Origin of the sequence: Lacticaseibacillus casei DSM 20011 = JCM 1134 = ATCC 393, assembly GCF_000829055.1 — a bacterium.
In the GTDB taxonomy this organism is placed as follows: domain Bacteria; phylum Bacillota; class Bacilli; order Lactobacillales; family Lactobacillaceae; genus Lacticaseibacillus; species Lacticaseibacillus casei.
In genome coordinates this window covers 1,403,142-1,423,730 of record NZ_AP012544.1, presented here as the reverse complement: position 1 = coordinate 1,423,730, position 20,589 = coordinate 1,403,142, and the positions used below count along the sequence as shown (strand labels likewise).

The 20,589-nt window shown below is 48.3% G+C and carries 23 protein-coding genes; 19 read left to right on the top strand and 4 right to left on the bottom strand.

All coding sequences use genetic code 11. The features are described from left to right. Positions 1-8: 8 nt before the first annotated feature. The 6 genes from LBCZ_RS07050 to LBCZ_RS07025 all read left to right on the top strand — a co-directional run bounded on the left by LBCZ_RS07050 (position 9) and on the right by LBCZ_RS07025 (position 2,872). Entirely contained in the window at positions 9-284 is a 276-nt protein-coding gene (locus LBCZ_RS07050; protein WP_025012419.1) for a hypothetical protein, read from the top strand. After that, positions 277-408: an XkdX family protein gene (locus LBCZ_RS14815; protein ID WP_005689480.1), complete on the top strand. Its 132-nt coding sequence runs from the start codon at positions 277-279 to the stop codon at positions 406-408. Before LBCZ_RS07050 ends, LBCZ_RS14815 begins: the two co-directional genes overlap by 8 nt. Before the next feature lie 24 nt (positions 409-432). After that, complete coding sequence (locus tag LBCZ_RS07040) at positions 433-666, top strand: hemolysin XhlA family protein (protein WP_025012418.1); 234 nt, start codon at positions 433-435, stop codon at positions 664-666. 12 nt (positions 667-678) lie between these two features. After that, a complete protein-coding gene (locus LBCZ_RS07035) occupies positions 679-1,011 on the top strand; it encodes a phage holin (RefSeq protein WP_025012417.1) in 333 nt (110 codons plus the stop codon). Between the two features lie 2 nt (positions 1,012-1,013). Next, positions 1,014-2,168, top strand: a complete 1,155-nt coding sequence (locus tag LBCZ_RS07030; protein ID WP_025012416.1) for a GH25 family lysozyme — start codon at positions 1,014-1,016, stop codon at positions 2,166-2,168. Between the two features lie 206 nt (positions 2,169-2,374). Then, the gene (locus LBCZ_RS07025) at positions 2,375-2,872 is read left to right on the top strand and encodes a hypothetical protein (protein WP_025012415.1); all 498 of its coding nucleotides are present in this window, start codon (positions 2,375-2,377) and stop codon (positions 2,870-2,872) included. A gap of 588 nt (positions 2,873-3,460) precedes the next feature. Here the strand turns inward: LBCZ_RS07025 and LBCZ_RS15570 are convergent. After that, positions 3,461-3,607 (bottom strand): hypothetical protein, encoded by a 147-nt coding sequence (locus tag LBCZ_RS15570; RefSeq protein ID WP_107750274.1) that lies wholly within the window; start codon positions 3,605-3,607, stop codon positions 3,461-3,463. A 128-nt stretch (positions 3,608-3,735) separates the two neighbouring features. On the opposite strand from LBCZ_RS15570, the gene LBCZ_RS07020 reads away from it, so the two are divergent. The 13 genes from LBCZ_RS07020 (at position 3,736) to LBCZ_RS06960 (ending at position 17,542) form a co-directional block, all read left to right on the top strand. Then, positions 3,736-4,056 carry a helix-turn-helix domain-containing protein gene (locus LBCZ_RS07020; protein ID WP_025012414.1) on the top strand — a complete coding sequence of 107 codons (321 nt, stop codon included), beginning with the start codon at positions 3,736-3,738 and terminating at the stop codon, positions 4,054-4,056. Positions 4,057-4,098: 42 nt separating this feature from the next. Then, a complete protein-coding gene (locus tag LBCZ_RS07015; RefSeq protein ID WP_039639039.1) occupies positions 4,099-5,268 on the top strand; it encodes a site-specific integrase in 1,170 nt (389 codons plus the stop codon). Between the two features lie 406 nt (positions 5,269-5,674). After that, positions 5,675-6,571 carry a glycine--tRNA ligase subunit alpha gene (gene glyQ, locus LBCZ_RS07010; RefSeq protein WP_025012413.1) on the top strand — a complete coding sequence of 299 codons (897 nt, stop codon included), beginning with the start codon at positions 5,675-5,677 and terminating at the stop codon, positions 6,569-6,571. Between the two features lies 1 nt (position 6,572). Continuing rightward, positions 6,573-8,642, top strand: coding sequence for a glycine--tRNA ligase subunit beta (gene glyS, locus LBCZ_RS07005; protein ID WP_025012412.1), 2,070 nt, complete (start codon positions 6,573-6,575; stop codon positions 8,640-8,642). A gap of 195 nt (positions 8,643-8,837) precedes the next feature. Continuing rightward, the gene (gene dnaG / locus LBCZ_RS07000; RefSeq protein ID WP_025012411.1) at positions 8,838-10,607 is read left to right on the top strand and encodes a DNA primase; all 1,770 of its coding nucleotides are present in this window, start codon (positions 8,838-8,840) and stop codon (positions 10,605-10,607) included. 13 nt (positions 10,608-10,620) lie between these two features. Next, positions 10,621-11,871, top strand: a complete 1,251-nt coding sequence (gene rpoD / locus LBCZ_RS06995; protein WP_080769592.1) for an RNA polymerase sigma factor RpoD — start codon at positions 10,621-10,623, stop codon at positions 11,869-11,871. A gap of 149 nt (positions 11,872-12,020) precedes the next feature. Continuing rightward, positions 12,021-12,731, top strand: coding sequence for a tRNA (adenine(22)-N(1))-methyltransferase (locus LBCZ_RS06990; RefSeq protein WP_025012409.1), 711 nt, complete (start codon positions 12,021-12,023; stop codon positions 12,729-12,731). Beyond that, a complete protein-coding gene (locus tag LBCZ_RS06985; protein ID WP_025012408.1) occupies positions 12,718-13,512 on the top strand; it encodes a Nif3-like dinuclear metal center hexameric protein in 795 nt (264 codons plus the stop codon). Before LBCZ_RS06990 ends, LBCZ_RS06985 begins: the two co-directional genes overlap by 14 nt. Positions 13,513-13,690: 178 nt before the next feature. Further along, the gene (locus LBCZ_RS06980) at positions 13,691-13,879 is read left to right on the top strand and encodes a 2-hydroxymuconate tautomerase (protein WP_025012407.1); all 189 of its coding nucleotides are present in this window, start codon (positions 13,691-13,693) and stop codon (positions 13,877-13,879) included. 35 nt (positions 13,880-13,914) lie between these two features. After that, positions 13,915-14,262 carry a metal-sulfur cluster assembly factor gene (locus LBCZ_RS06975; protein ID WP_025012406.1) on the top strand — a complete coding sequence of 116 codons (348 nt, stop codon included), beginning with the start codon at positions 13,915-13,917 and terminating at the stop codon, positions 14,260-14,262. A 107-nt stretch (positions 14,263-14,369) separates the two neighbouring features. After that, the gene (locus tag LBCZ_RS06970; RefSeq protein WP_039639036.1) at positions 14,370-15,113 is read left to right on the top strand and encodes a hypothetical protein; all 744 of its coding nucleotides are present in this window, start codon (positions 14,370-14,372) and stop codon (positions 15,111-15,113) included. Between the two features lie 154 nt (positions 15,114-15,267). Beyond that, positions 15,268-16,224 carry an ABC transporter permease gene (locus tag LBCZ_RS06965; protein ID WP_025012405.1) on the top strand — a complete coding sequence of 319 codons (957 nt, stop codon included), beginning with the start codon at positions 15,268-15,270 and terminating at the stop codon, positions 16,222-16,224. After that, complete coding sequence (locus tag LBCZ_RS06960; RefSeq protein ID WP_039639034.1) at positions 16,211-17,542, top strand: RsmF rRNA methyltransferase first C-terminal domain-containing protein; 1,332 nt, start codon at positions 16,211-16,213, stop codon at positions 17,540-17,542. The genes LBCZ_RS06965 and LBCZ_RS06960 overlap by 14 nt, the downstream gene beginning before the upstream one ends. Before the next feature lie 90 nt (positions 17,543-17,632). On the opposite strand, the gene fni is transcribed toward LBCZ_RS06960, so the two are convergent. Genes fni through mvk form a run of 3 tightly spaced genes read right to left on the bottom strand, consistent with a single transcriptional unit; the run spans position 17,633 to position 20,580 of the window. Beyond that, entirely contained in the window at positions 17,633-18,667 is a 1,035-nt protein-coding gene (fni, locus tag LBCZ_RS06955) for a type 2 isopentenyl-diphosphate Delta-isomerase (protein ID WP_025012404.1), read from the bottom strand. Further along, positions 18,633-19,637, bottom strand: a complete 1,005-nt coding sequence (gene mvaD / locus LBCZ_RS06950; RefSeq protein ID WP_039639032.1) for a diphosphomevalonate decarboxylase — start codon at positions 19,635-19,637, stop codon at positions 18,633-18,635. The genes fni and mvaD overlap by 35 nt, the downstream gene beginning before the upstream one ends. 7 nt (positions 19,638-19,644) lie before the next feature. Next, complete coding sequence (gene mvk, locus LBCZ_RS06945; protein ID WP_025012403.1) at positions 19,645-20,580, bottom strand: mevalonate kinase; 936 nt, start codon at positions 20,578-20,580, stop codon at positions 19,645-19,647. Positions 20,581-20,589 lie beyond the last annotated feature (9 nt).

The following is a 20,589-nucleotide window of genomic DNA, read 5'->3' as shown; positions in this document are numbered from 1 at the left end:
GTCAAAATATGAAAGTAAGACTTGATACACGAGCCGATGGCTTCATTTATGCATGGGGTACCGACTACACAAGCGATAATGTAGTTGATATAGACGAGAGTGAACTCAAAAAGATTGTCGTAGGTGCCTCTAAGCTGGTTGACGGTAAAATTGTTGTCGATAAGCAGCGAGTTGCTAATCTTTATCCGGCTGATGCAAGGCCAACAACGTCACCAGAACATCAGATGATTGCTGCACTTACTCTTGAAGTAGCACAGTTGAAGGCGGCGAAATCAAGTGACTAATTATGATCAGTGTGCACTACTTTACAGTTGGGGGATTGATTTAACACCTTATGTACCGGTAATGATTACCCCAGATCAATACAAGCAAATTACAGGCAAGGACTATGTCGGTGGCAAAAGCTAGCGGCTATTTTTATGGGGTGAAATTGTGGACGAACAAACAAAAATGCTAATGGAGATCAAGGAAGATATTGCCCAGATTAAGCAACAATTGACTGGCCTACCAAGTACAGATGACAAGGCCGATAAGGCCTACAATGCCAGCCAAGATAATGCCAGAGACATTAGCAGTCTAAAGAAAATGGTGTGGGCAATCTGGGGCGTACTTGGTGGGACGATTGGAGTCACCCTATTTGTGTATATCATCGAAAAGTTCTTGTGAGGAGGGGTAAAAATGAAAGATTTAATTGTCCAAATTGCTATTGCAGTGATACCTATTTTGGGTGCATGGGTGGCAAAGGTCCTATTAGCGAATAAACAGGCTTTGACCCTGGTGCAAGTGTTGGAACCATTAGCACAAGCAGCTGTTACCGCAGCCGAACAGTTAGGTGTTACTCAGGCAATAACAGGGACTGTCAAGAAATCGCAAGCAGTAGCCTCTGTTGAAACTCAATTGAAAGCCATGGGATTTACCAAGGTTGATCAGCAGACCGTTGAAAATGCAGTTGAGAAGGCCTATAGCGACCTAAAGAACACCATTGAAGCAACCTATCATAAGGGGGCTTAAGATTGCAATTTAAAACTAAACTAGTACTCACAGGGGTAGCCATTATGGCTGCCTTTTCATTTGCCTTACCGACCCATGTTAAAGCGGCTAAGAATGATATTGGTGTTGACTGGTCAGTGTATCAAGGCACCAACGGCAAGACAGTTGAGGGTGACCGTTTTGCTATTTCACAAATTGGTGGAACCCAAGGCGGTACGATTTATAACCAGTCAACTTATAGTAGCCAAATCAAAGCGGCTAATAATGACGGGCTTAGAGTCCATAGTTACCTATGGTATGGTGTTGGTGGTAGTTCTGATATTGGTCGCCAAGCACTTGATTATTTCCTGCCACGGATTCAGACACCAAAGGGATCAATTGTGGCACTTGATTACGAGGATGGAGCGAGTGGGTCTGTTGAGGCTAACACTGATGCCATTATTTATGGTATGCAACGGATTGCCCAAGCAGGTTATACCCCAATGCTCTACAGTTACAAGCCGTACATAGTAGCCCACGTTGACTACAATCGAGTACTTAGCCGGTTTTCTAATTCCATTTGGATTGCTGGTTATCCTGACTACCAAGTCCGTGCATTGCCACTATACAGTTACTTTCCAAGCCTTCCCGGTGTAGCTATCTGGCAATTTACCAGTATGCACGCTTTAGGTGGCCTGGATGGCAATGTTGACTTGCTGGGTATAACTGACAATGGTTACTCTAAAAAGCCAGCACAAGCGACCACAGTGCCTTCTACACCTTCACAAGTTACATCTAGTGATACAGATTATGCCCAGAATGGCATATTTAGGCCTTCTGTGACACTCAACATTCGCACCGGTGATGACACAAGCTATGCCTCAATTGGTACCTATGCACCCGGTGAAAGCCTCATGTATGACCATGTGTACATCCACAATGGTTATGTATGGGCACGGTATCTTAGCTACTCTGGAAGGTATCATTATATATGCCTAGGTGTTATGGGTGGCGAAAGCTATGGTTCACGTTCTAGAAGCTATAGTGCACCGAGTCACACTTATTACACTGTGAAGTCAGGTGACAGCTTCTGGAGTATTGCCAACAAGCATGGCGTCAGCATGTACACGTTAGCCGCTAACAATGGCAAGTCAATCTACAGCCTGATTTACCCAGGTGAAAGCCTGTACATCAGGTAACAACCATTGACAAACGCTACACATATGGTACTTTAGCCTTGTACCAACATTTATCACCTTTTGGCCCTCTACTAGTCATGGTAGGGGGCTTTTTTTGTTCTAGTCTATTGACAAAATATTCTAAATTGCTATTGTTTCACCATAGTATTTTTTAAACCATTTAATGATTGCCTGCTAGAGCTTATTTGTTAAAGGGAGGAACTTTTTTGACTTTTATAAAGTATATAGCACCTTTGTTGTTGTCTTTATTTTCTATTATTCTAAGCGCTGCTGCTTTTGGTTTCAGTATAATAGCAATGAAAAGAAAAGAGAAATATTTACAGGCCGAAAAAATTTCTTGCTGGATTCAATCAGTTGACAGAAAGCGTGGCAAAACGAATGTGATTGTCAGAAATAATAGTAATCAGCCCATATACAATGCTTATATATATGAAATACTCAACAGTAATAGCGATAAGGGGCTTGATATAGATAATATTGGAGCTGATATGATTTCTTTCAAGGAAGTTTTACCTCCTGGAAATACAGTTGTTGATTTGGGCTTTCGCGGCTCTGCATCTGGAAATCAACATGATGTTGTAGGCATGTACTTCAAGAGTTCTAATAATGTTGAATGGAACAGGAGGGGCAATGGTACAATCAAGCAGGAAAAATACATTGACAAATTTGTCAAAGCTGGTTACTTATTACATCACGTTCCTTAGAAGCATCATATCTTTTAGCTTACCTGCTTTCATTTAATCAATTGGCATTCTTTGGTGGAAGTAGGTAATTGCTGATAGTTCCCCCTTGCCACAAAAAGTGACTGTGGGTGGCTCTTCACCACCAATTGCATACACAGCCTAGCTATTAGCCCATGATAATCACGTTGCTAATAACCAGCATCCAGTTACCACTCTAGTCCTGCCCAGAGTACCATGTGCATGAGTTTGAGATTTATTTAGCTGTTAACTGTGCGGTCTAACTCCTGAAAACACCGCTAATACACATGGCTGGATGACCTCACAGCTCGTTAAAGCCGTCAAGACGTTCCACCCCTACCATTTACCATTTAAAGTCCGGAAGGCCGTAGACACCAAGGATTTGACGATAGGGAACCTGACTGGGGCACTTACCGGCTGGACTTTATAGCATCGGCTCCAGCGGACCACCTGACTTTTGTTTAACCGTGCGCAGGTATGCTGTGACACGAACATAACAATCATGATATACTGTGACTGTCCTTACTAGGGGATAAGTATATCGACCCATTGGCGTGGGTTGACTGTTTCGGCTATTAAGTTAGCTGTAGGCTACTTGGCGTTGGCGCGCTGGGTAGCTTTTTTGTTGTCTTCAAGAAATTGAATCAGAGCACCAATAAAGATTCCTGCTAGAGTTGCAAGGCATAAAGCCGCTAGTGTGATCTGATGAGACATAAGCCAAACAAATATATCAACCAATTTTGCACCTTCTTTGAATGTGTAAGCCAGCTACACTGTGCTATAATCTTTACATGGGTCATCATAAATCATTTGGGTGAAGATGTCAACACTGTGTTCTTAATTTTACAAGAGGGGAGGTTGATATAATGATTTTATCTGGAGAACAAATTAAACAACTACGGAATGCACGGCGAATGTCTCAAGTAGACTTGTCACGTGCAACGGGCTTATCGGCGTCTCTAATAAGCTCATATGAAGCAGGGACACGAAATGTCACTCAGGAGGCATCTGATAAGATTGCAATTGCTTTCAATGGCATAACTCCAATCAATCCAGCAGAACGTACGCAGACTGCTGATCTTGATGATGACAAAACGCTTGTTAAAATGAACGGAATACCACTTATGCCTGCTGAAAAGGCCTTGCTAAAAGCTTTAGCGAAAGCAATGCTGGATCAGCGTAAATAGTTAGCCCTCTACATAGCCTGCTGGCGATGAAGGGACAAAATTATGGCTTCAATCAGGAGTTACAAACTTGATAGTGGAAAAAGACGGTGGAAGGTATCCGTTTATGTTGGAATTGATCCAAAGACTGGACGTAAGAAGTATGTTGTAAAAGGAGGTAAGCTCACACGACAAGACGCTATTAAAGCAGGGCGTGATTTGGAGAAAGCTGTTCAAAGTGGTGAACTCACGGCTGCACCTAACCCTGTTAAAGTTGCTCGAAAGTTTAAAGATGTCTATGAAGAATGGCTAAAATCATACAAGCTCACAGTCAGGGAAAGTTCATGGTCCAAGACTCGTGACTGTTTCAATCTCCATATTTTGCCTGATCTAGGTGACATGTACATTGATAAGATCACCCCACAAGATGTCCAAACTGCGGTGAATAAATGGTTTAAACAGTCTCCAGTGGCCTTTAAACGGTACTTTGTTCATATCAACCGAATACTTACCTATGCTGAACTCAGGGACTATATCCCACACAACCCTGCAAGACGCATCATCTTACCACGTGTCCAAGACAAGATTGGCTCCACAAACGACTTCTGGGATAGACGTCAATTGGAAGTATTTTTCAATTGTATTAACCCTGATCGGGAACTTTACAAGTACGTGCTGTTTCGTATCCTAGCTTATGCCGGTTTAAGAATTGGCGAAGCTATGGCACTTGAATGGGAAGACATTGATTTCAAAAAGCGACTAATTAGTGTCAACAAAACTGTTTCACTCGGTGTGCATGGGAAGCTGATTGTTAATCCGCCAAAAACCAGAGCAAGTAGGCGTGATGTCCCAGTTGATTCAGAAACTATTAATTGGCTAAAGCGATGGCGAATTGAGCAACCTGACTATGTATATGGCTACGTCAGGCTTTCAACTCATCACCAACTTCTGTTCACTACTAAGACAGGCAACCGTTTCCGTGTTGATAAACCGCGCATGTGGCTTAGTACCATTATTCGTAACAACAACTTGGCACCGGTTATATCGTTGCACAAGTTTCGTAAAAGCTATATCTCTAATCTTTTGATTGCCGGTGTCGCTGTCAGTACGGTCCAAAAGATGGTCGGACATACCGACCCCAGAATCACCTTGCAAATCTATGCCCGTGTCCATCAGGAACAAGAAGTGGAGGCCGCAGAGAAGCTGGCAAAGTATTTAAAAACCGGTAAAAAATAACTGCTGTAGCTCCACTGGCACAAGGGGTACAGACGACAGGGAAAACATGAGAGATAACATGAGGGAAAACATGGGAAAATTGCTTACAATTAGGTGCTTTCAGAAAATCTATTGACACGTTTTTCCGCGATGCTATACTAATAAGGAAATTGAATCGGTGATGAGAAAAAGGGTCGCAACGAAACCTATTAAAGCGAGTCGGGGAAAGTGTAAGCCTGATAACGGTTGTTGTGATTGGCGTTTTCGAACCAAATGATGAAGTCGCAGGTAGTTTTTTTCTATCTGAAGTAGGGTGGAACCGCGCAGAAGCGTCCCTACGCCATATCTTGGCGTAGGGACGTTTTCGCTTTTAAAAAACAGTTGCCTGAGCCAGGATCCGCTTCGATTCACCGGGAAAGAGGTTGTCATGACAACAAAAATGGACATCCAAACGATGATCCAGACCCTGCAAAAATTCTGGGGTGACAAAGGTTGCATGCTGATGCAAGCCTATGATGTAGAAAAAGGCGCCGGCACTATGAGTCCGTATACCTTTTTACGGGCAATCGGACCGGAACCTTGGAATGCCGCGTATGTGGAACCATCGCGGCGCCCGGCAGACGGCCGTTATGGTGAAAACCCGAATCGGCTGTTCCAGCATCACCAATTTCAGGTGGTCATGAAGCCGTCGCCGGAAAACATCCAGGATTACTATCTGGATTCACTTGCTGCGCTTGGTATTGATCCTTTGGAACACGATATCCGTTTTGTGGAAGATAACTGGGAGAATCCTTCCATGGGTTGTGCCGGTGTTGGCTGGGAAGTCTGGCTTGACGGGATGGAGGTCAGCCAGTTTACGTATTTCCAGGTGGTCGGCGGTCTTGAAGTGTCGCCGGTGACGAGTGAAATCACCTATGGCGTTGAACGTCTGGCCTCTTACATTCAAGACGTTAACAGTGTCTTTGATCTCGAATGGGGCGACGGTGTTTTGTATGGCGATATTTTCAAAGAACCTGAATATGAACACAGCAAATATGCCTTTGAAGTCAGCGACCAGAAAATGTTATTGGAATTTTTCGATGCTTATGAAAAAGAAGCATGGCGACTGATGGATCTCGGCTTGGTTCATCCGGCTTATGATTACATTCTCAAATGCAGCCACACCTTTAACCTACTAGATGCACGCGGGGCAGTCTCTGTGACGGAACGAGCCGGGTATATGAGCCGGATTCGCAAGATGGCGCACAAGGTCGCCCGGGCATTTGTAGCTGAACGCAAAAAGCTGAGCTTCCCATTGCTGCAGCACAAAACGGAGGTGCAATAACATGACGCATGACTATCTGATCGAAATTGGCCTTGAAGACATGCCTGCCCATGTTGTCACGCCAAGTTTGAATCAATTCCACGAGAAAACAGTTACTTTTCTAAAAGCCAACCACCTTGAACATGGCCGCATTGACCGTTACGCAACCCCCCGGCGGCTCGCGTTACTGGTTCATGATCTGGCTGCTAAACAAGCAGATGTTGAAGAAGATGTCAAAGGCCCGGCTAAGAAAATTGCCCAAGATGCAGATGGCAACTGGACGAAGGCTGCGATCGGTTTTTCACGCGGTCAGGGCATGACGCCAGACGATATTGTCTTTAAAACCGTCAAAGGGGTCGATTATGTTTACCTGCATAAAGCGATCAAGGGAAAAAGTGCTGCCGAGATTCTGCCAGGGATGCTGGATGTCATCAAGAGTCTGACCTTCCCAACACGAATGAAGTGGGGCGCGTATGATTTTGAATACATTCGCCCGATTCACTGGCTAGTCAGTTTGCTGGATGGCGAAGTTGTGCCGATGAAGTTGCTGGATGTCGAAGCCGGTCGCGTGACCCAAGGCCATCGTTTCCTCGGCAAACCTGTTTCCTTGCCGAATCCTGATGCGTATGTATCTGCTTTAAAAGACCAGTTTGTGATTGTGGAACCAGCGGCGCGTAAACAGCTCATTCGCGACCAAATCAAACAAATTGCCACCGATCATCAGTGGCAAATCGATCTTGATGCCGATTTATTGGAAGAAGTCAATAATCTGGTTGAATGGCCAACCGCTTTTGCCGGCACGTTTGACAAGAAATATCTGGCCATTCCTGAAGCCGTTCTGATCACCTCAATGAAGGACAATCAGCGTTACTTTTATGCCCGCGATGTGAACGGGAAAATGGTCAATGCCTTCATCGGCGTCCGCAATGGTAACCGCGATCACTTGGCCAATGTGATTGCCGGAAATGAAAAAGTTTTGGCTGCCCGCCTTGAGGATGCCGCCTTCTTTTATGCCGAAGATCAAAAGCGCAGCATTGCCGACGATGTTGAGCGCCTGAAAACGGTCAGTTTCCACGATAAAATCAGTTCGATGTATGATAAAATGGCGCGCACAAAAGTTATTGCTGATTTGCTTGCTGACCAGTTTGGCCTCTCTGCCACAGACAAGGCTGATCTGGACCGGGCGGCATCGATTTACAAGTTTGATCTGGTCACATCAATGGTCGGGGAATTTCCTGAATTGCAAGGCATCATGGGTGAGCATTATGCGCAACTGGCTGGCGAAAAACCGGCTGTTGCCCAAGCCATTGCCGAGCATTACGAACCGATTGCTGCAGACGGGGCGCTGCCGCAAAGTCTTGTCGGCACCGTATTGGCCATTGCGGACAAACTGGATTCGCTCATGAGCTTTTTTGCGGTTGATCTGATTCCAAGCGGTTCCAATGATCCATACGCCTTGCGCCGCCAAGCATACGGCATCGTTCGCATGATCGCCGCACACGACTGGCCATTTGCGCTCGCTAAACTGCAGCCAGCGATTGCCCAAGCATTAGCTGCTGCAGGAAAAACAAACGGACTTGACTTTGGGACCCATCAACAGGAACTTGACGACTTCATCATCGACCGCGCCAAGCAACTGCTGCAAGCTGAAAAAATCCGCTACGATATCGTGGATACAGTCACGGTTCGCAGTGACGCCGATATTGCCGGTATTTTGGATGCAGCCAAGCTATTGACTGCCCATGCAGCGGATGATGACTTTAAAGCGGTCATGGAAGCCTTGGGACGGGTTTTGCGGATTACCGGTAACAAGGTCGTTGATACTCCGGTTGATCCCGACAAATTCGAAAATACAACTGAAGGTCAACTGCATGAAGCAGTGACGACGACGGCGAAGACCTTCGATGCTGAACCGACTGAAGCCGATTACCAAGCACTAAAAGCCTTGGTTGATCCGATTAATGCTTATTTTGACGCCTCGATGGTGATGGCCGACGATGCCGCGGTGCGGGCTAATCGCTTGGCTACCTTGCAGCAACTCGCCCAGCTTATTCGCCAATTCGGTGATGTTAGCCAGGTGATTGTTAAGTAGATTTGCCTTTTTGACGAGGACGCGCTATACTGTATCTTGTATTATTATGCCGATAGACTATTGAAAAGTCGCATTTCACATGAGAAGTGCGACTTTTTACCGCTATTTCAGTCGGTTCAAGTCGCGCAACAGTGAAGCGGGAGAACCATTGCTGTTGCGCCTGTCATGGAAAGGGAGTGAGCTGATATCGCCGGAATGATTCCAGAGGCCACTGTCGATCAAGTCCTGAAGGCAGTTAATATTGCTGACTATATCGGGCAATTTGTCCAGTTGCGTAAAACCGGCCAAAACCTTTTTGGCCTCTGTCCTTTTCATGAAGAGCATACGCCATCATTTTCCGTCAATGAGTCAAAGCAGATTTTCCATTGCTTTTCGTGCGGACGAGGTGGCAATGTCTTTAAGTTCGTGATGGACTACGATAATGTCACGTTTCCCGAAGCCGTTAAGAAAGTGGCTGATTTCGCCGGTATCCCGCTTAATGTGCAAATCGGTCACGCCGCACCGGTTGATCCGGAAATTGCCAAGCAGCAACACATCCTGCAAGATACGGCCGATTTATTTCACCATATTCTGGTCAACACCGAAAAAGGTGAGACAGCACTGGCATATTTGCATAAACGTGGGTTGACCGATGAAACGATTGAAGAATTCCAGTTGGGATACGCGCCGGAAGAACGCAATCTGTTGGTGGCTTTCCTGAATAACCGTAAAATCGATTATCAGGATCAACGCGCAAGTGGTTTATTTGTCGAAGATCAGGCAGGTAAATTGTTTGACCGCTTTAATGATCGTGTCATGTTTCCATTGACAGACGGCAATGGTAAGGTGGTCGGTTTTTCCGGGCGGATCCTGCAAAATGATAAGTCGCAGGCCAAGTATCTGAATAGTCCGGAGACAAAGTTGTTTAACAAACGCGATGTTCTGTTTAACTTGCATCGCGCAAAAGCCGAAATAGGCCGCGACGGGGGACCGATTCTTTTTGAAGGCTACATGGATGTCATTGCTGCTTATCAAGCCGGCGTTAAAAACGGCATTGCGTCAATGGGGACCAGCTTGACGACCGAGCAAGTCGACATCATCAGCCATTTGAGCAAACGGTTGACAGTTTGTTACGATGGCGATGAACCGGGCCAAAGAGCCATCGAACGCGCAGTGACGATGTTAGCCGATCATCCTAGGCTGCAAACCGATGTGGTGGTTTTGCCGGATGGCATGGATCCTGATGAATATATTCGAGCCCGCGGTGCTGAAGCTTTTCAGGCGCAAGTCAAGTCGGTTTTGACACCAACAGCTTTTATGTTACAATTTTTGGCCCGCGGCGTTGATATGCATAATGATCAGGCAAAACTGACTTACCTGAATCCCGCACTGAAAATCATTGGTAAGATCAACGATCCGGTTGCCCGGGCAGTCTATGTTAAACAGCTAGCCGAAACGACCGATGTGCCGATCGCGGCGTTGAATCAAAGTTTGCCCCAACCGCAGCAGTCACAACCACCCGTTGCGCGTCCCGCTGTCACGGACCAACCAGCGCGCCCGCTTGATCGGTACACGGCGGCGCAACGGCAGTTATTATATTATGTGTGGCATGATGATTTGGTGATGCAGCGGTTGAAAAATGCCGCATTCACTTTTCCAACCACTTATTTCCAGACACTTTTTACTGGATGGTTGAACTTTTTGCATGAACAGCCAGACGGTGATTTGGCAGGATTTCTGGATCGGGTTGATCCCGAACTCAGCGGCGTGGCGGCAGATGTTGCCATGCAGTCATTGCCTGAAGCCACTGAGGCAACCATTGACGAGTTAATTCAGACGATCACGTCTGCCTCGACGGTGACCCGACTGCAGGCAATCAAACAGGCGATTGTTGAAGCGCAACGTTTGGGAGACAAGCAGAAACAAGGCGAGTTAACGGTGCAATATGTGAATCTCATGAAACTTTTGAAGCAACAACAAGGCTAGGGGAGGAACTTTAATGGCTGAGAAAAAAACAGCAACTGAAGTAAGCAAGACCACAAAGAAGACAACGGCTGCATCTGCCAAGAAGACGGCAACCGATGTTAAGGCGACGGCCAAAAAGACCGCAACCAAGAAAACAACGGCCAAGAAGACTACCGCTAGCAAGACTCACACAACCACGAAGGCATATGATAGTGCTGTCAAGGCTGTGATCAAAGATTACAAGAAGAAAAAGCAGATTACCGAAGATGACCTGACCGCTAAATTGATCAAGCCATTCGAGCTTAAGAGCAATGCGATTGATGATTTGATGCAGAAAATCGAAGACAACGGCATTGCGATCGTCGATGAAAACGGCGAGCCGGCAACCATCAGCCTGAAGAAGCAAAAGAAGGTTTCCAAGAAGGAAATGAGCGACATGTCCGCACCTTCAGGGGTCAAGATTAATGACCCTGTGCGGATGTACCTGAAGGAAATCGGTCGTGTTTCCTTACTGACGGCGGACGAAGAAGTCGCGTTGGCGCTGAAGATTGAACAAGGCGATCAGGAAGCCAAACAGCGCCTGGCTGAAGCCAATTTACGGTTGGTTGTTTCAATTGCCAAGCGGTACGTCGGCCGGGGCATGCAATTCCTGGATCTGATTCAGGAAGGTAACATGGGCCTGATGAAGGCGGTCGAGAAGTTTGATTACCGCAAAGGATTCAAGTTCTCCACGTACGCGACCTGGTGGATTCGTCAGGCGATCACCCGTGCCATTGCCGACCAAGCCCGCACCATTCGGATTCCCGTGCATATGGTTGAAACCATTAACAAGTTGATCCGGATTCAGCGGCAACTGCTTCAGGACCTTGGTCGTGAACCAACACCTGAAGAAATCTGTGCCGAAATGGATATGCCAACTGAAAAGGTCCGCGAAATTCTTAAAATCGCCCAAGAACCGGTATCCCTTGAAACCCCAATTGGTGAAGAGGACGATTCTCATCTAGGTGATTTCATTGAAGATCAGGACGCCACTAGTCCGGAAGACCACGCTTCCTATGAACTGCTCAAGGAACAGCTGGAAAGTGTTCTCGACACCTTAACCGACCGCGAAGAAAATGTTTTGCGGTTGCGCTTCGGCCTTGACGATGGTCGTACTCGGACACTGGAAGAAGTCGGCAAAGTCTTCGGTGTGACCCGCGAACGGATTCGGCAAATTGAAGCAAAGGCGCTACGGAAACTACGCCATCCAAGTCGTTCCAAGCAACTTAAAGATTTTCTTGAATAATTAAAGCAAGTCTGCAAAGCCGCCGTCTCTCGGTTGAGAGATAGCGGCTTTTTGCGTTCAAACCAATTGATTTTAGACCGAATACCAGCATCTTCGCATCAGTTTGTTATAATGAAAACTGTTAATTAGATGAGGGGATCGTAAAGTTAATGGATCATATACATTTATCAAAGCGCCTGCAAACGATCAGCACGTTTATCGAACCCGGCGAACGGGTTGCGGATGTCGGTACCGATCATGCTTTTTTACCAATTGAGCTTGTCCACCGTGGCGTGATTCAATTCGCCGTCGCCAGTGATATTGGCGCTGGCCCGGTAGCAATTGCCAAACAAAACGTGGCTGCCGCGGGGTTAACCAAGCAAATCGACGTGCGCCAGGCAGACGGTTTAGCCGGAATCAAGCTGGTTGATGCCATCTCGACCATTGTCATTGCTGGCATGGGCGGGCAATTAATTACCAATATTCTCGACGCAGGTAGTACGCGCATGGACGGCACTGAAACACTGGTACTGGCGCCGAATCGTCACCAATATGATGTCCGTCTCTGGCTAGACAAGCATGGATACGGTATTATCAGCGAACAGATTGTCGAAGATGAAGGTCATATTTACGAGATTATGGCAGCTGGTAAAACCAAACCAGATGTTCCGTATTCAGAAGCAGATCTGCGCTTCGGCCCCATTTTGCGCCGCCAGAAAAATCCGGTGTTCATGAAAAAGATGCATCGGGAGGCTGAAAAGACCGAAGCCGTTCTTGAGGGATTGGCAGACGCACGAATGGTACCACTGGCTAAGATTCGCGAACAGGAGCATATCCTGGCACTCATTAAGGAGGAGTTAAACGCACATGACAAGCGGTAAGCAGATTATCAATCGATTCGAAGATTATGCACCTTTAAGCCTTGCTTGGGAACGGGATCCCAGCGGACTGCAATTAGGCAATCCGGAACGAACAGTCAAAACGGTTTTGGTGACCCTTGATGTTCGTCCGGAAGTGGTTGAGGAAGCCGAAGCGGTTCATGCTGACATGATTTTTTCCCACCATCCGGCCATGTTTCGGCCAGTTCACAACCTCGACCTGCGGGTACCGCAAAACGCTATGTATGCGCAGATTCTGAAGGACGATTTGCTGGTTTATAGCGCCCATACGAATTTGGATCGGGTTCAGGAAGGTATGAATGACTGGCTGGCCGAAGCACTCGGTTTAAGCCAGGTCGTGCCGTTTATTAACGAAGGTGAAGGCGCCAATATGGGGCGGATCGGCCTTTTACAGGAACCAGTCCGGCTCGAAGCCTTCGTTGAACAGGTCAAAGCTGCTTACAACGTTAAGGGACTTCGGGTGATCGCGCGCGACTTGGATCGCCGGGTTCAGCGGGTTGCCATTCTTGGCGGTGATGGCGGCGACGCGTTCAACGATGCCAAGGAAGCCGGCGCGGATGTTTTCATTACCGGTGATGTGTACTATCACACCGGCCATGACATGTTGGCAGCGGATTTGCCCGTCATCGACCCAGGCCATCACATCGAAGCCATCATGAAAGGCAAAGTAGCCGCCTTGATCAATGAATGGGCAGCAGTAGAAGGTTGGGACGTCCAAGCTATTCCGTCCAAGTTATCCACGGATCCGTTTACGTTTATGTAGTCACCGTCAGATAATCAAAAAAATCAGCGTTCAATCACTAGGTTGGGCAAGACACTAAACTAACGCCTAGAGAATCTTGACCCATACTAGGCTTCGCGAAAACGTGCGCAAAACGGCTTTGCATGCTAAAATGAAACAAATTAACTTTCACCAATGATGATTGAAGGAGCGAAATGCTATGCCATTAGTCCATATTGATTTAATTGAAGGCCGCTCGCCGGAGCAATTGAAGGCGCTTGTCAAAGATGTGACTGCTGCAATTGTTAAGGATACCGGCGCCCCAGCTGAACATGTGCACATTGTGTTAAATGAAATGGCAAAAGAACATTACGCCGTTGCGGGTGTTTTAGCGGCCGATAAGGCGTAAGGTTCTGCAAGTTTTTTGGAAAGAAGGGAACGCTGATGGCAGATCATGACGAAGCCACCACCCAGGATCAGGCATATTTTGATAAAATGAAGCAACAGATTCTTGATGCGCTGGAGACAGTGATCGATCCTGAATTGGGAATCGATTTGATTAATCTTGGGCTCATTTACGGGGTTGATCTGGATGAAGATGGCAAGTGTACCGTTGAAATGACGCTGACCACGATGGGTTGCCCATTGACGGATATGCTGGATGCCGATATTAAGCGGGCCTTGACTGCGATTGATGGGATCGAGAGTGTCGAAATCCATCTGGTTTGGTACCCGGCATGGGGCCCGGAACGGCTCAGTCGCTATGCCAAAATGGCACTGGGTATCCATTAACGTTTTGGTTGTCAAAATTCACCGTAAAAGCCGCCGTTTCTGGCGGCTTTTGAGTGTTTTCCTGCAAGTTTCTTTTTTACTAGCATTCGTTAAATATCGAGGTTGACATGGCTTATTGGACCCGGTTAAATGAATTAACGCGCAAGTATACGCCCATTTTGCCACTTAAAGAACAAATGACGGCAATGGATGCGTGGCAAACGGCAGTAGCGAATCATCGCCTGCCGCAACACGCCTTACCTTGGTTAGGATTGACTGCGCCGCAAACCGAACATGCTTTAGCTTTGCCTGACGCGCGATTGGCGGAGTTGCAGCAACTGGATCATTTGTTGCATAATTTTCGGCGTTACATTGCGTTTCATTATGGGATGTGGTCATTTGTCCACGCCGACTTCTTTAACGTCTGGCACCGTTTATATGGTTCCCAGCGGTATTTGGAAGTCGCAGCCGGTAACGGTTACGTTAGCGCCGGGTTGCGGGCGCAAGGGGATACCACGATTACAACGGACGCGCACACTTGGGTCAAAGAAAACGTGACCGGCCAGCAACCCTTAGTCCCAGTTAAAACCGCCACCGCTAATGCTTCCTTGTTCCTATATGCCGACCAGGTTGATGCGGTGGTCATGGCGTGGAGCCCGGATAAGGATCCGAACGATGTGCGCTTTTTACGTATCATGGCGCGGTCTTTTCCCGATAAACAATTGTTTGTGATCGGTGAGCGCCAAGGGGCCACCAACAGTCGCTTGTTTTGGCAGGAAGCTCGACAGGTACCGGATAGACGCGTGTTCGCGTTGAATCGTGCTTTAGGTCATTTTGATGCGATTCATGAGCGGGTTTATCGGTTGCAGTAATGCTGGCTGGTGGATTAGGGACTGTTTCTTAAGTGTATTGTCGGTTGACAAGTGGGTTTTCTGGCGCCATAACGCGTTCGCCGGCGCAGGGGTCCTTACACTTCGACCCCTAGGCGCGCCGGCTCACGCTCAGCTCACTTCACAGGAGGGTCTCGTGAAAAAATTATTTTTGATTGATTTTCTATGGATCGGCTTGGCGATTTTGGCTGGGTTGGTTTGGTCGCAGAATGATCAAAATGAATATGCCAGTCAGCTGGACCATCTTGGGATGTCTGAAATGGCGCAGGAATATGTCACGAGCAGTTCGCGAAGTGTGACGAAGGCGGTGGCTGAGCTTGAGAAAACCGATTTTTCCGGTTACCAAGTGCGGTTTGTGACGAAACAGCTGGTTTACGTGTATCAACGTGGGTCGGTCGCGAGTCTTCCAGTGGAAACCGGACAATGGTTTTCAACGGGGGATTTTGCCTCAAGTCTGCCCGTGGCGGTGGTCGGCCATGATTTAGCAGATAAGCTTTACACCGGCAGTAATAATCAACGTTACCTGAGTGTTAACGGCCAGTACATTCCGGTCATGGGGACAGTCGGTACGCGCAAAGGCAGCCCCCTTAACAAAGCAGTTTTCCTGAATGCTTCGCCGAGTATGGCGAATGAAGGTCTGACCTTGAAGCACGTTAAAATTTATGTCGATGGCGCCAATCAGCATAGTAAAACATTGAAGACAATTTTACGGGCGAGTCGCGTCCATCGCGTCCATTTTAGCGACAGCGATGCGGCTACCTGGTGGCGCGCTTATGGGCAAACTGCTTTATTCTGTGTGTTACTGCTAATGGGAGCAGGAATCTTAAGTTTATTGATGGTGACGTTGATCGGGCCGTTACAAACATCCGGCTTGGAAATCAACATGCGTGCCAGATATTTACGCGGTGTTTTATCTAGCTGTGCCAGTCATGTGGGCATCAGTCTGTTTCTCGGCGGCTTGTTTGCCAATTGGTGGTTCTACTTTACCACCCGGACCAATATCTGGAGTTTTCTGGTTATTTTAACGATCGCCACTATTTTTTTCCTGCGTTACTTAATTCGCAGAAAGGATCGAACAAGTGCAACTACCTGAAGCTTTTAAAGAAAAATATACCCGGCTATTAGGTGCGGATGCAGCGGCTTTTTTGGCCAGTTTTGATGCAGCACCGGTGAGTGGCTTCCGGCGTGATCCCGCCAAACCCTGGCCGCTGGATGAAGCAACGGATGATCCTGTTCCTTGGAGTCCTTGGGGATATTATGGCAAAATTGCCGGCAATGACATTGATCACGTTGCCGGTCTGGTTTACAGCCAAGAACCCAGCGCTCAGTTTGTGGGCACGGTCGCTGCGACACAAGCAGGTGAACGGGTGCTTGATCTTTGCGCTGCTCCCGGCGGTAAGTCGACGCAACTGGCCAGTTATCTGGGCGATACCGGCCTGCTTGTCAGCAATGAGATCAACCCGGACCGCGCCAAGGTGCTATCAGGCAATCTCGAGCGCTGGGGCAGTCAAAACATTTTGGTGACCAATAATGATCCCGACACGTTGGCGAAGGCTTGGCCGCAAACATTTGACCGAATTTTGGTTGATGCACCGTGTTCAGGCGAAGGCATGTTTCGCAAGGATCCGGATGCGGTTCAATATTGGCATCGCGATTATCCGGCCGAATGCGCTGCTAGACAAAAGCAGATCCTACAAGCGGCCGTTAAAATGTTGCAACCCGGCGGCAAGTTGATTTATTCGACATGCACCTTCAGCCCGGAAGAAGATGAGCAAATCATCGCATGGTTACTGACAAACTATGACATGACGCTTGAGCCCATCAAAACTTATCCAGGAATGGAAGCCGGGCGACCGGAATGGGCCGATGGCAACCCAGAGTTAGCCAAAACGGTACGCTTGTTCCCACATCGGCTGCGCGGCGAAGGTCATTTTGTGGCTAAATTACGCCTAGCTGGCGAAAAAACGGTGCACACCACTGCAACGGTTTCGGTCAAACCATTGGCGAAGCCGGCAATGGATGAGGTTCATGACTTTTTTACAACCAGCTTAAATCAGCCGTTAACCGGGCAATTCTATCGTCACGGTGATTTCTTGTCATTGCTGCCAGCAACCATGCTGCCATTTGACCGGGTCAAAGTGGTGCGGGCAGGTTTGGAACTTGGCAGTTTTCGCAAAAAACGTTTCGAACCCAGCCACAGTTTGGCCACCGCATTATCGCCAAATACGTTTCAGACCGTCATCGAGGTTGATCAGGATGATTATGCCCGCTATCGCCATGGTGAAACCTTATCGGCAACCGCCGCTGGTAAGCGATTTGTGTTACTCACGTTTGAACACAAACCGTTTGCGATCGGCAAATTGGTCAATGGCACCATCAAGAACTTTTATCCAAAAGGGCTGCGCGTTTAGCCAGTAATCGGTATTAAAAAAGATGATCCAAGAGTGCGACTTTTGACTCTTAGATCATCTTTTTTGTCGGTCCTACTCTGCTGTTAACGATCAAATCGCCGGCAAATTGCGAGCACGGCGATAATGCTCCAGCTCGGTGCCGAGAAGGGCAGGAGCAGTTTGCAAGGCTTGCCAGTTTGTGACGCCAAGCAGTGCATAAAGTTGCTGGATCTGGTGTAAGAACTCCTGAAAATAAGCAAGCGTTGCGGCATAGCCGGTTTGAATCAAATGATGCAGCACCAGTCCGCTAATCCCGACCGCGTGTGCGCCTAACCGCTGCGCTTTGATCACATCTAGTGGTGAACGAACGCCACCGGTTGCCAGAATCGTCAGCGGCAAGCCACGAGCCTCAAGTAAGGATTCAGCCGTCGTCTGGCCCCAGTCCCGCATATACCCAAAGTCCTGCTGCGGCCGGCGTGCATTTTCAATAATGGCGAAATTGGTGCCGCCACGACCGCCTACATCGACATAGCGGATACCCAACTGCTGCAAAGTCTGCAAGTCTTCACGAATGAACCCGTTACCGACTTCTTTTGCCACCACCGGAACGGAGACTCCCGCTGCAATCGCCTGAATGTTGTCATGCCATAAAAAGTCGCGATCACCTTCAGGCATAACAACTTCCTGCGCCGCATTCAAATGCACCTCCAGCGCATTCGCGTGCAACATGGCCACTGCCTTCATGGCCGCATGTATATCATGACCGGCACCGATGTTAGCCAGAATAAAGCCATCAGGGTTGTGCTGCCGTAATGTCGTGAACGTTGAGCTCAACCCAGGGTCATGCAAGGCGACGGACTGCGATCCACTGGCAATCGCAACGTCCAGCGCATTGGCTAATTGACCGAGTTGGGCATTCAATTTGCCGGTTTGTGGCGAACCGCCAGTCATCGCGTTAATATAAATCGGCCAGCGCCAACCAAAAGGTAACGGGGGCGTCAGATCAACATCAGCTAAGGCCGTTTCCGGAAGCGCACGATGAAGCAACCGGATTTGATCAAACCCGGCATTAGCATCGGCTTTGAAATATTTTTCCGCCAAGAAGACGTGCTCATCCTTGCGATGTGATTGCTGACTCTGTGTCATCAAACTGCTCCTTTGTAATCACTTGAGCGTCTGGGCCAATTTTAGTGCTGAGGATGCGATCACCGAAAGCCGGACGCAATGCGGTCATGAGCACATCCACATAGGGTGCCGTTGTGAGAATTTTGACATTAGGTCCCGCGTCCATAGTGACGAAGGCCGGAATACCAAGCCGGCGCTGTTCCTGCACCAGTTGCCAAGCGCGTATGGTTTCTGGCAGAAAATAAGTGAATGGCGGTTCTTCGGCCATGATCGCAGCGTGCATGCGCATACTGGACAATTCGGTGAGCGCGCCGATCGTAGCAAAATCATTTTCAGCCAACGCCGTGATCATGGGACTTATCAAGGCTTCGTTGGCTTGCACCCAGGCCTGGTAATAAGGGCTGGTCGCGGCCGTATTGGCCATGCCGGTGCGGGAACTGACCGCTTTTTTCTGATCCGAAACGGTGACAACCAACATGCGTAACGGCAAGGTCGGCTGAATCGCCAAGGGTTCGGCAAATGAAGAGGCATCGTCAAAGCCACGATGCCAAATGACGGCGCCGCCAAAAATCGATCGGGTTGCCGAGCCGGATCCGCGCCGGGCCAAGCGCGATAAGTCGATTGGGGATAAATTTAAGCCAGCGGCACGACTGGCGGCCAGTGCCAGTGCCGCAAATGCCGAGGCAGAACTGGCCAAACCTGCCGCAGTCGGTACGTGGTTCAACGAGCTCACCCGGGCGCGGGTTTTAATATTAGCTAACTTCCGGACGTGATCCAAGAACCGGCTGACAGCGACTGGCGATTGTGGTTGATCATTGAGGACAAAATGGTCTTCTGAAAGTGTTGAATCAAACGTCACCGCTGTATCTGTATAAAAATCGTTCAGCGTCAGAGAAATGCTGCTCGTTGCCGGCAACATAAGCTTCTTGTCAGCTTTACCCCAGTATTTAATGAGCGCAATATTCGTATGCGCACGTGCGTAAGTTGTCATAGGTGCCTCATTTCGTTTCAAAGTGATATTCCCAGACCTTGACCGCATTAGCTGCTTTAAGCGCCTGAATAATCGTCGGCGCCTGGTCTTCTGCAGCAAGGGCAATCATACAGCCGCCCATGCCGGAGCCGGTTAATTTAGCCCCATATGCGCCGTGATCGATGGCGACATTAATCAATCGATCCAGCTCCGGACTGCTGACACCAAGTGCAGCCAAATCGGCCTGATCGCGATTCAATAGTTGCCCTAACGTGATAATATCATCCTGTGCCAAAGCTAATGCTGCCTGGCGAACCGCGGTGCCGATGTCCGTAATAAGCGGTCGATAAACTTTAGGCGCCTGTTTAAGCTTTTGCGCGACAAGATCAACCGCGACTTTGGTTTGACCCGCAATGCCGGTATCAGCAATGAGCAAAACACCATTCCGCGGCATCATGATTGACCGCAATGATTTGCCCCGAACAAACCACTGCGGCTTTTCGGCACTAGCCGTTGCTGCATCTAAGCCGCTGGGATTGCCATGCAGTGCTTTTTCGGAAATATCGGCCCAGTTCAACAACGCCGTGCGCGTTAACGGCGTCTGAAACGCATCGTAAAAGGCCCGCACGACCGCCACCGCAGTTGCTGCTGACGATCCCATTCCTCGCTCAGATGGCAAGGCACTGATAATAGTGAGGTGAAAACCTTGCTTACTGGCATCGAAGAACACAAGCAACCGGCGAATCAGCATGGCAATGCCGGCAAAGTTGGTCAGCTGACCCGCGTTCAAATCACCGGTAAAAAAAGCCGATGTAACCTCCTGCCGCCCATCAGGCAACGGTGCCACCCGCGCTGACAAGCCGATGCTTTTGACCGGAAGCGCAATAGCGGGTTCCCAATAAACGACCGCGTGCTCCCCAATAAGAATAATTTTTGCGTAACTTTTACCCGTCCCGATTTCCATATAAACACC

Excerpts from the sequence above, each read along its gene's own strand:
- LBCZ_RS07050 (WP_025012419.1), top strand. The coding sequence starts at position 9 with ATGAAAGTAAGACTTGATACACGAGCCGATGGCTTCATTTATGCATGG.
- LBCZ_RS07035 (WP_025012417.1), top strand. The coding sequence starts at position 679 with ATGAAAGATTTAATTGTCCAAATTGCTATTGCAGTGATACCTATTTTG.
- LBCZ_RS07020 (WP_025012414.1), top strand. The coding sequence starts at position 3,736 with ATGATTTTATCTGGAGAACAAATTAAACAACTACGGAATGCACGGCGA.
- LBCZ_RS07015 (WP_039639039.1), top strand. The coding sequence starts at position 4,099 with ATGGCTTCAATCAGGAGTTACAAACTTGATAGTGGAAAAAGACGGTGG.
- glyQ (WP_025012413.1), top strand. The coding sequence starts at position 5,675 with ATGACAACAAAAATGGACATCCAAACGATGATCCAGACCCTGCAAAAA.
- glyS (WP_025012412.1), top strand. The coding sequence starts at position 6,573 with ATGACGCATGACTATCTGATCGAAATTGGCCTTGAAGACATGCCTGCC.
- dnaG (WP_025012411.1), top strand. The coding sequence starts at position 8,838 with ATGATTCCAGAGGCCACTGTCGATCAAGTCCTGAAGGCAGTTAATATT.
- rpoD (WP_080769592.1), top strand. The coding sequence starts at position 10,621 with ATGGCTGAGAAAAAAACAGCAACTGAAGTAAGCAAGACCACAAAGAAG.
- LBCZ_RS06990 (WP_025012409.1), top strand. The coding sequence starts at position 12,021 with ATGGATCATATACATTTATCAAAGCGCCTGCAAACGATCAGCACGTTT.
- LBCZ_RS06985 (WP_025012408.1), top strand. The coding sequence starts at position 12,718 with ATGACAAGCGGTAAGCAGATTATCAATCGATTCGAAGATTATGCACCT.
- LBCZ_RS06980 (WP_025012407.1), top strand. The coding sequence starts at position 13,691 with ATGCCATTAGTCCATATTGATTTAATTGAAGGCCGCTCGCCGGAGCAA.
- LBCZ_RS06975 (WP_025012406.1), top strand. The coding sequence starts at position 13,915 with ATGGCAGATCATGACGAAGCCACCACCCAGGATCAGGCATATTTTGAT.
- LBCZ_RS06970 (WP_039639036.1), top strand. The coding sequence starts at position 14,370 with ATGGCTTATTGGACCCGGTTAAATGAATTAACGCGCAAGTATACGCCC.
- fni (WP_025012404.1), bottom strand. The coding sequence starts at position 18,667 with ATGACACAGAGTCAGCAATCACATCGCAAGGATGAGCACGTCTTCTTG.
- mvaD (WP_039639032.1), bottom strand. The coding sequence starts at position 19,637 with ATGACAACTTACGCACGTGCGCATACGAATATTGCGCTCATTAAATAC.
- mvk (WP_025012403.1), bottom strand. The coding sequence starts at position 20,580 with ATGGAAATCGGGACGGGTAAAAGTTACGCAAAAATTATTCTTATTGGG.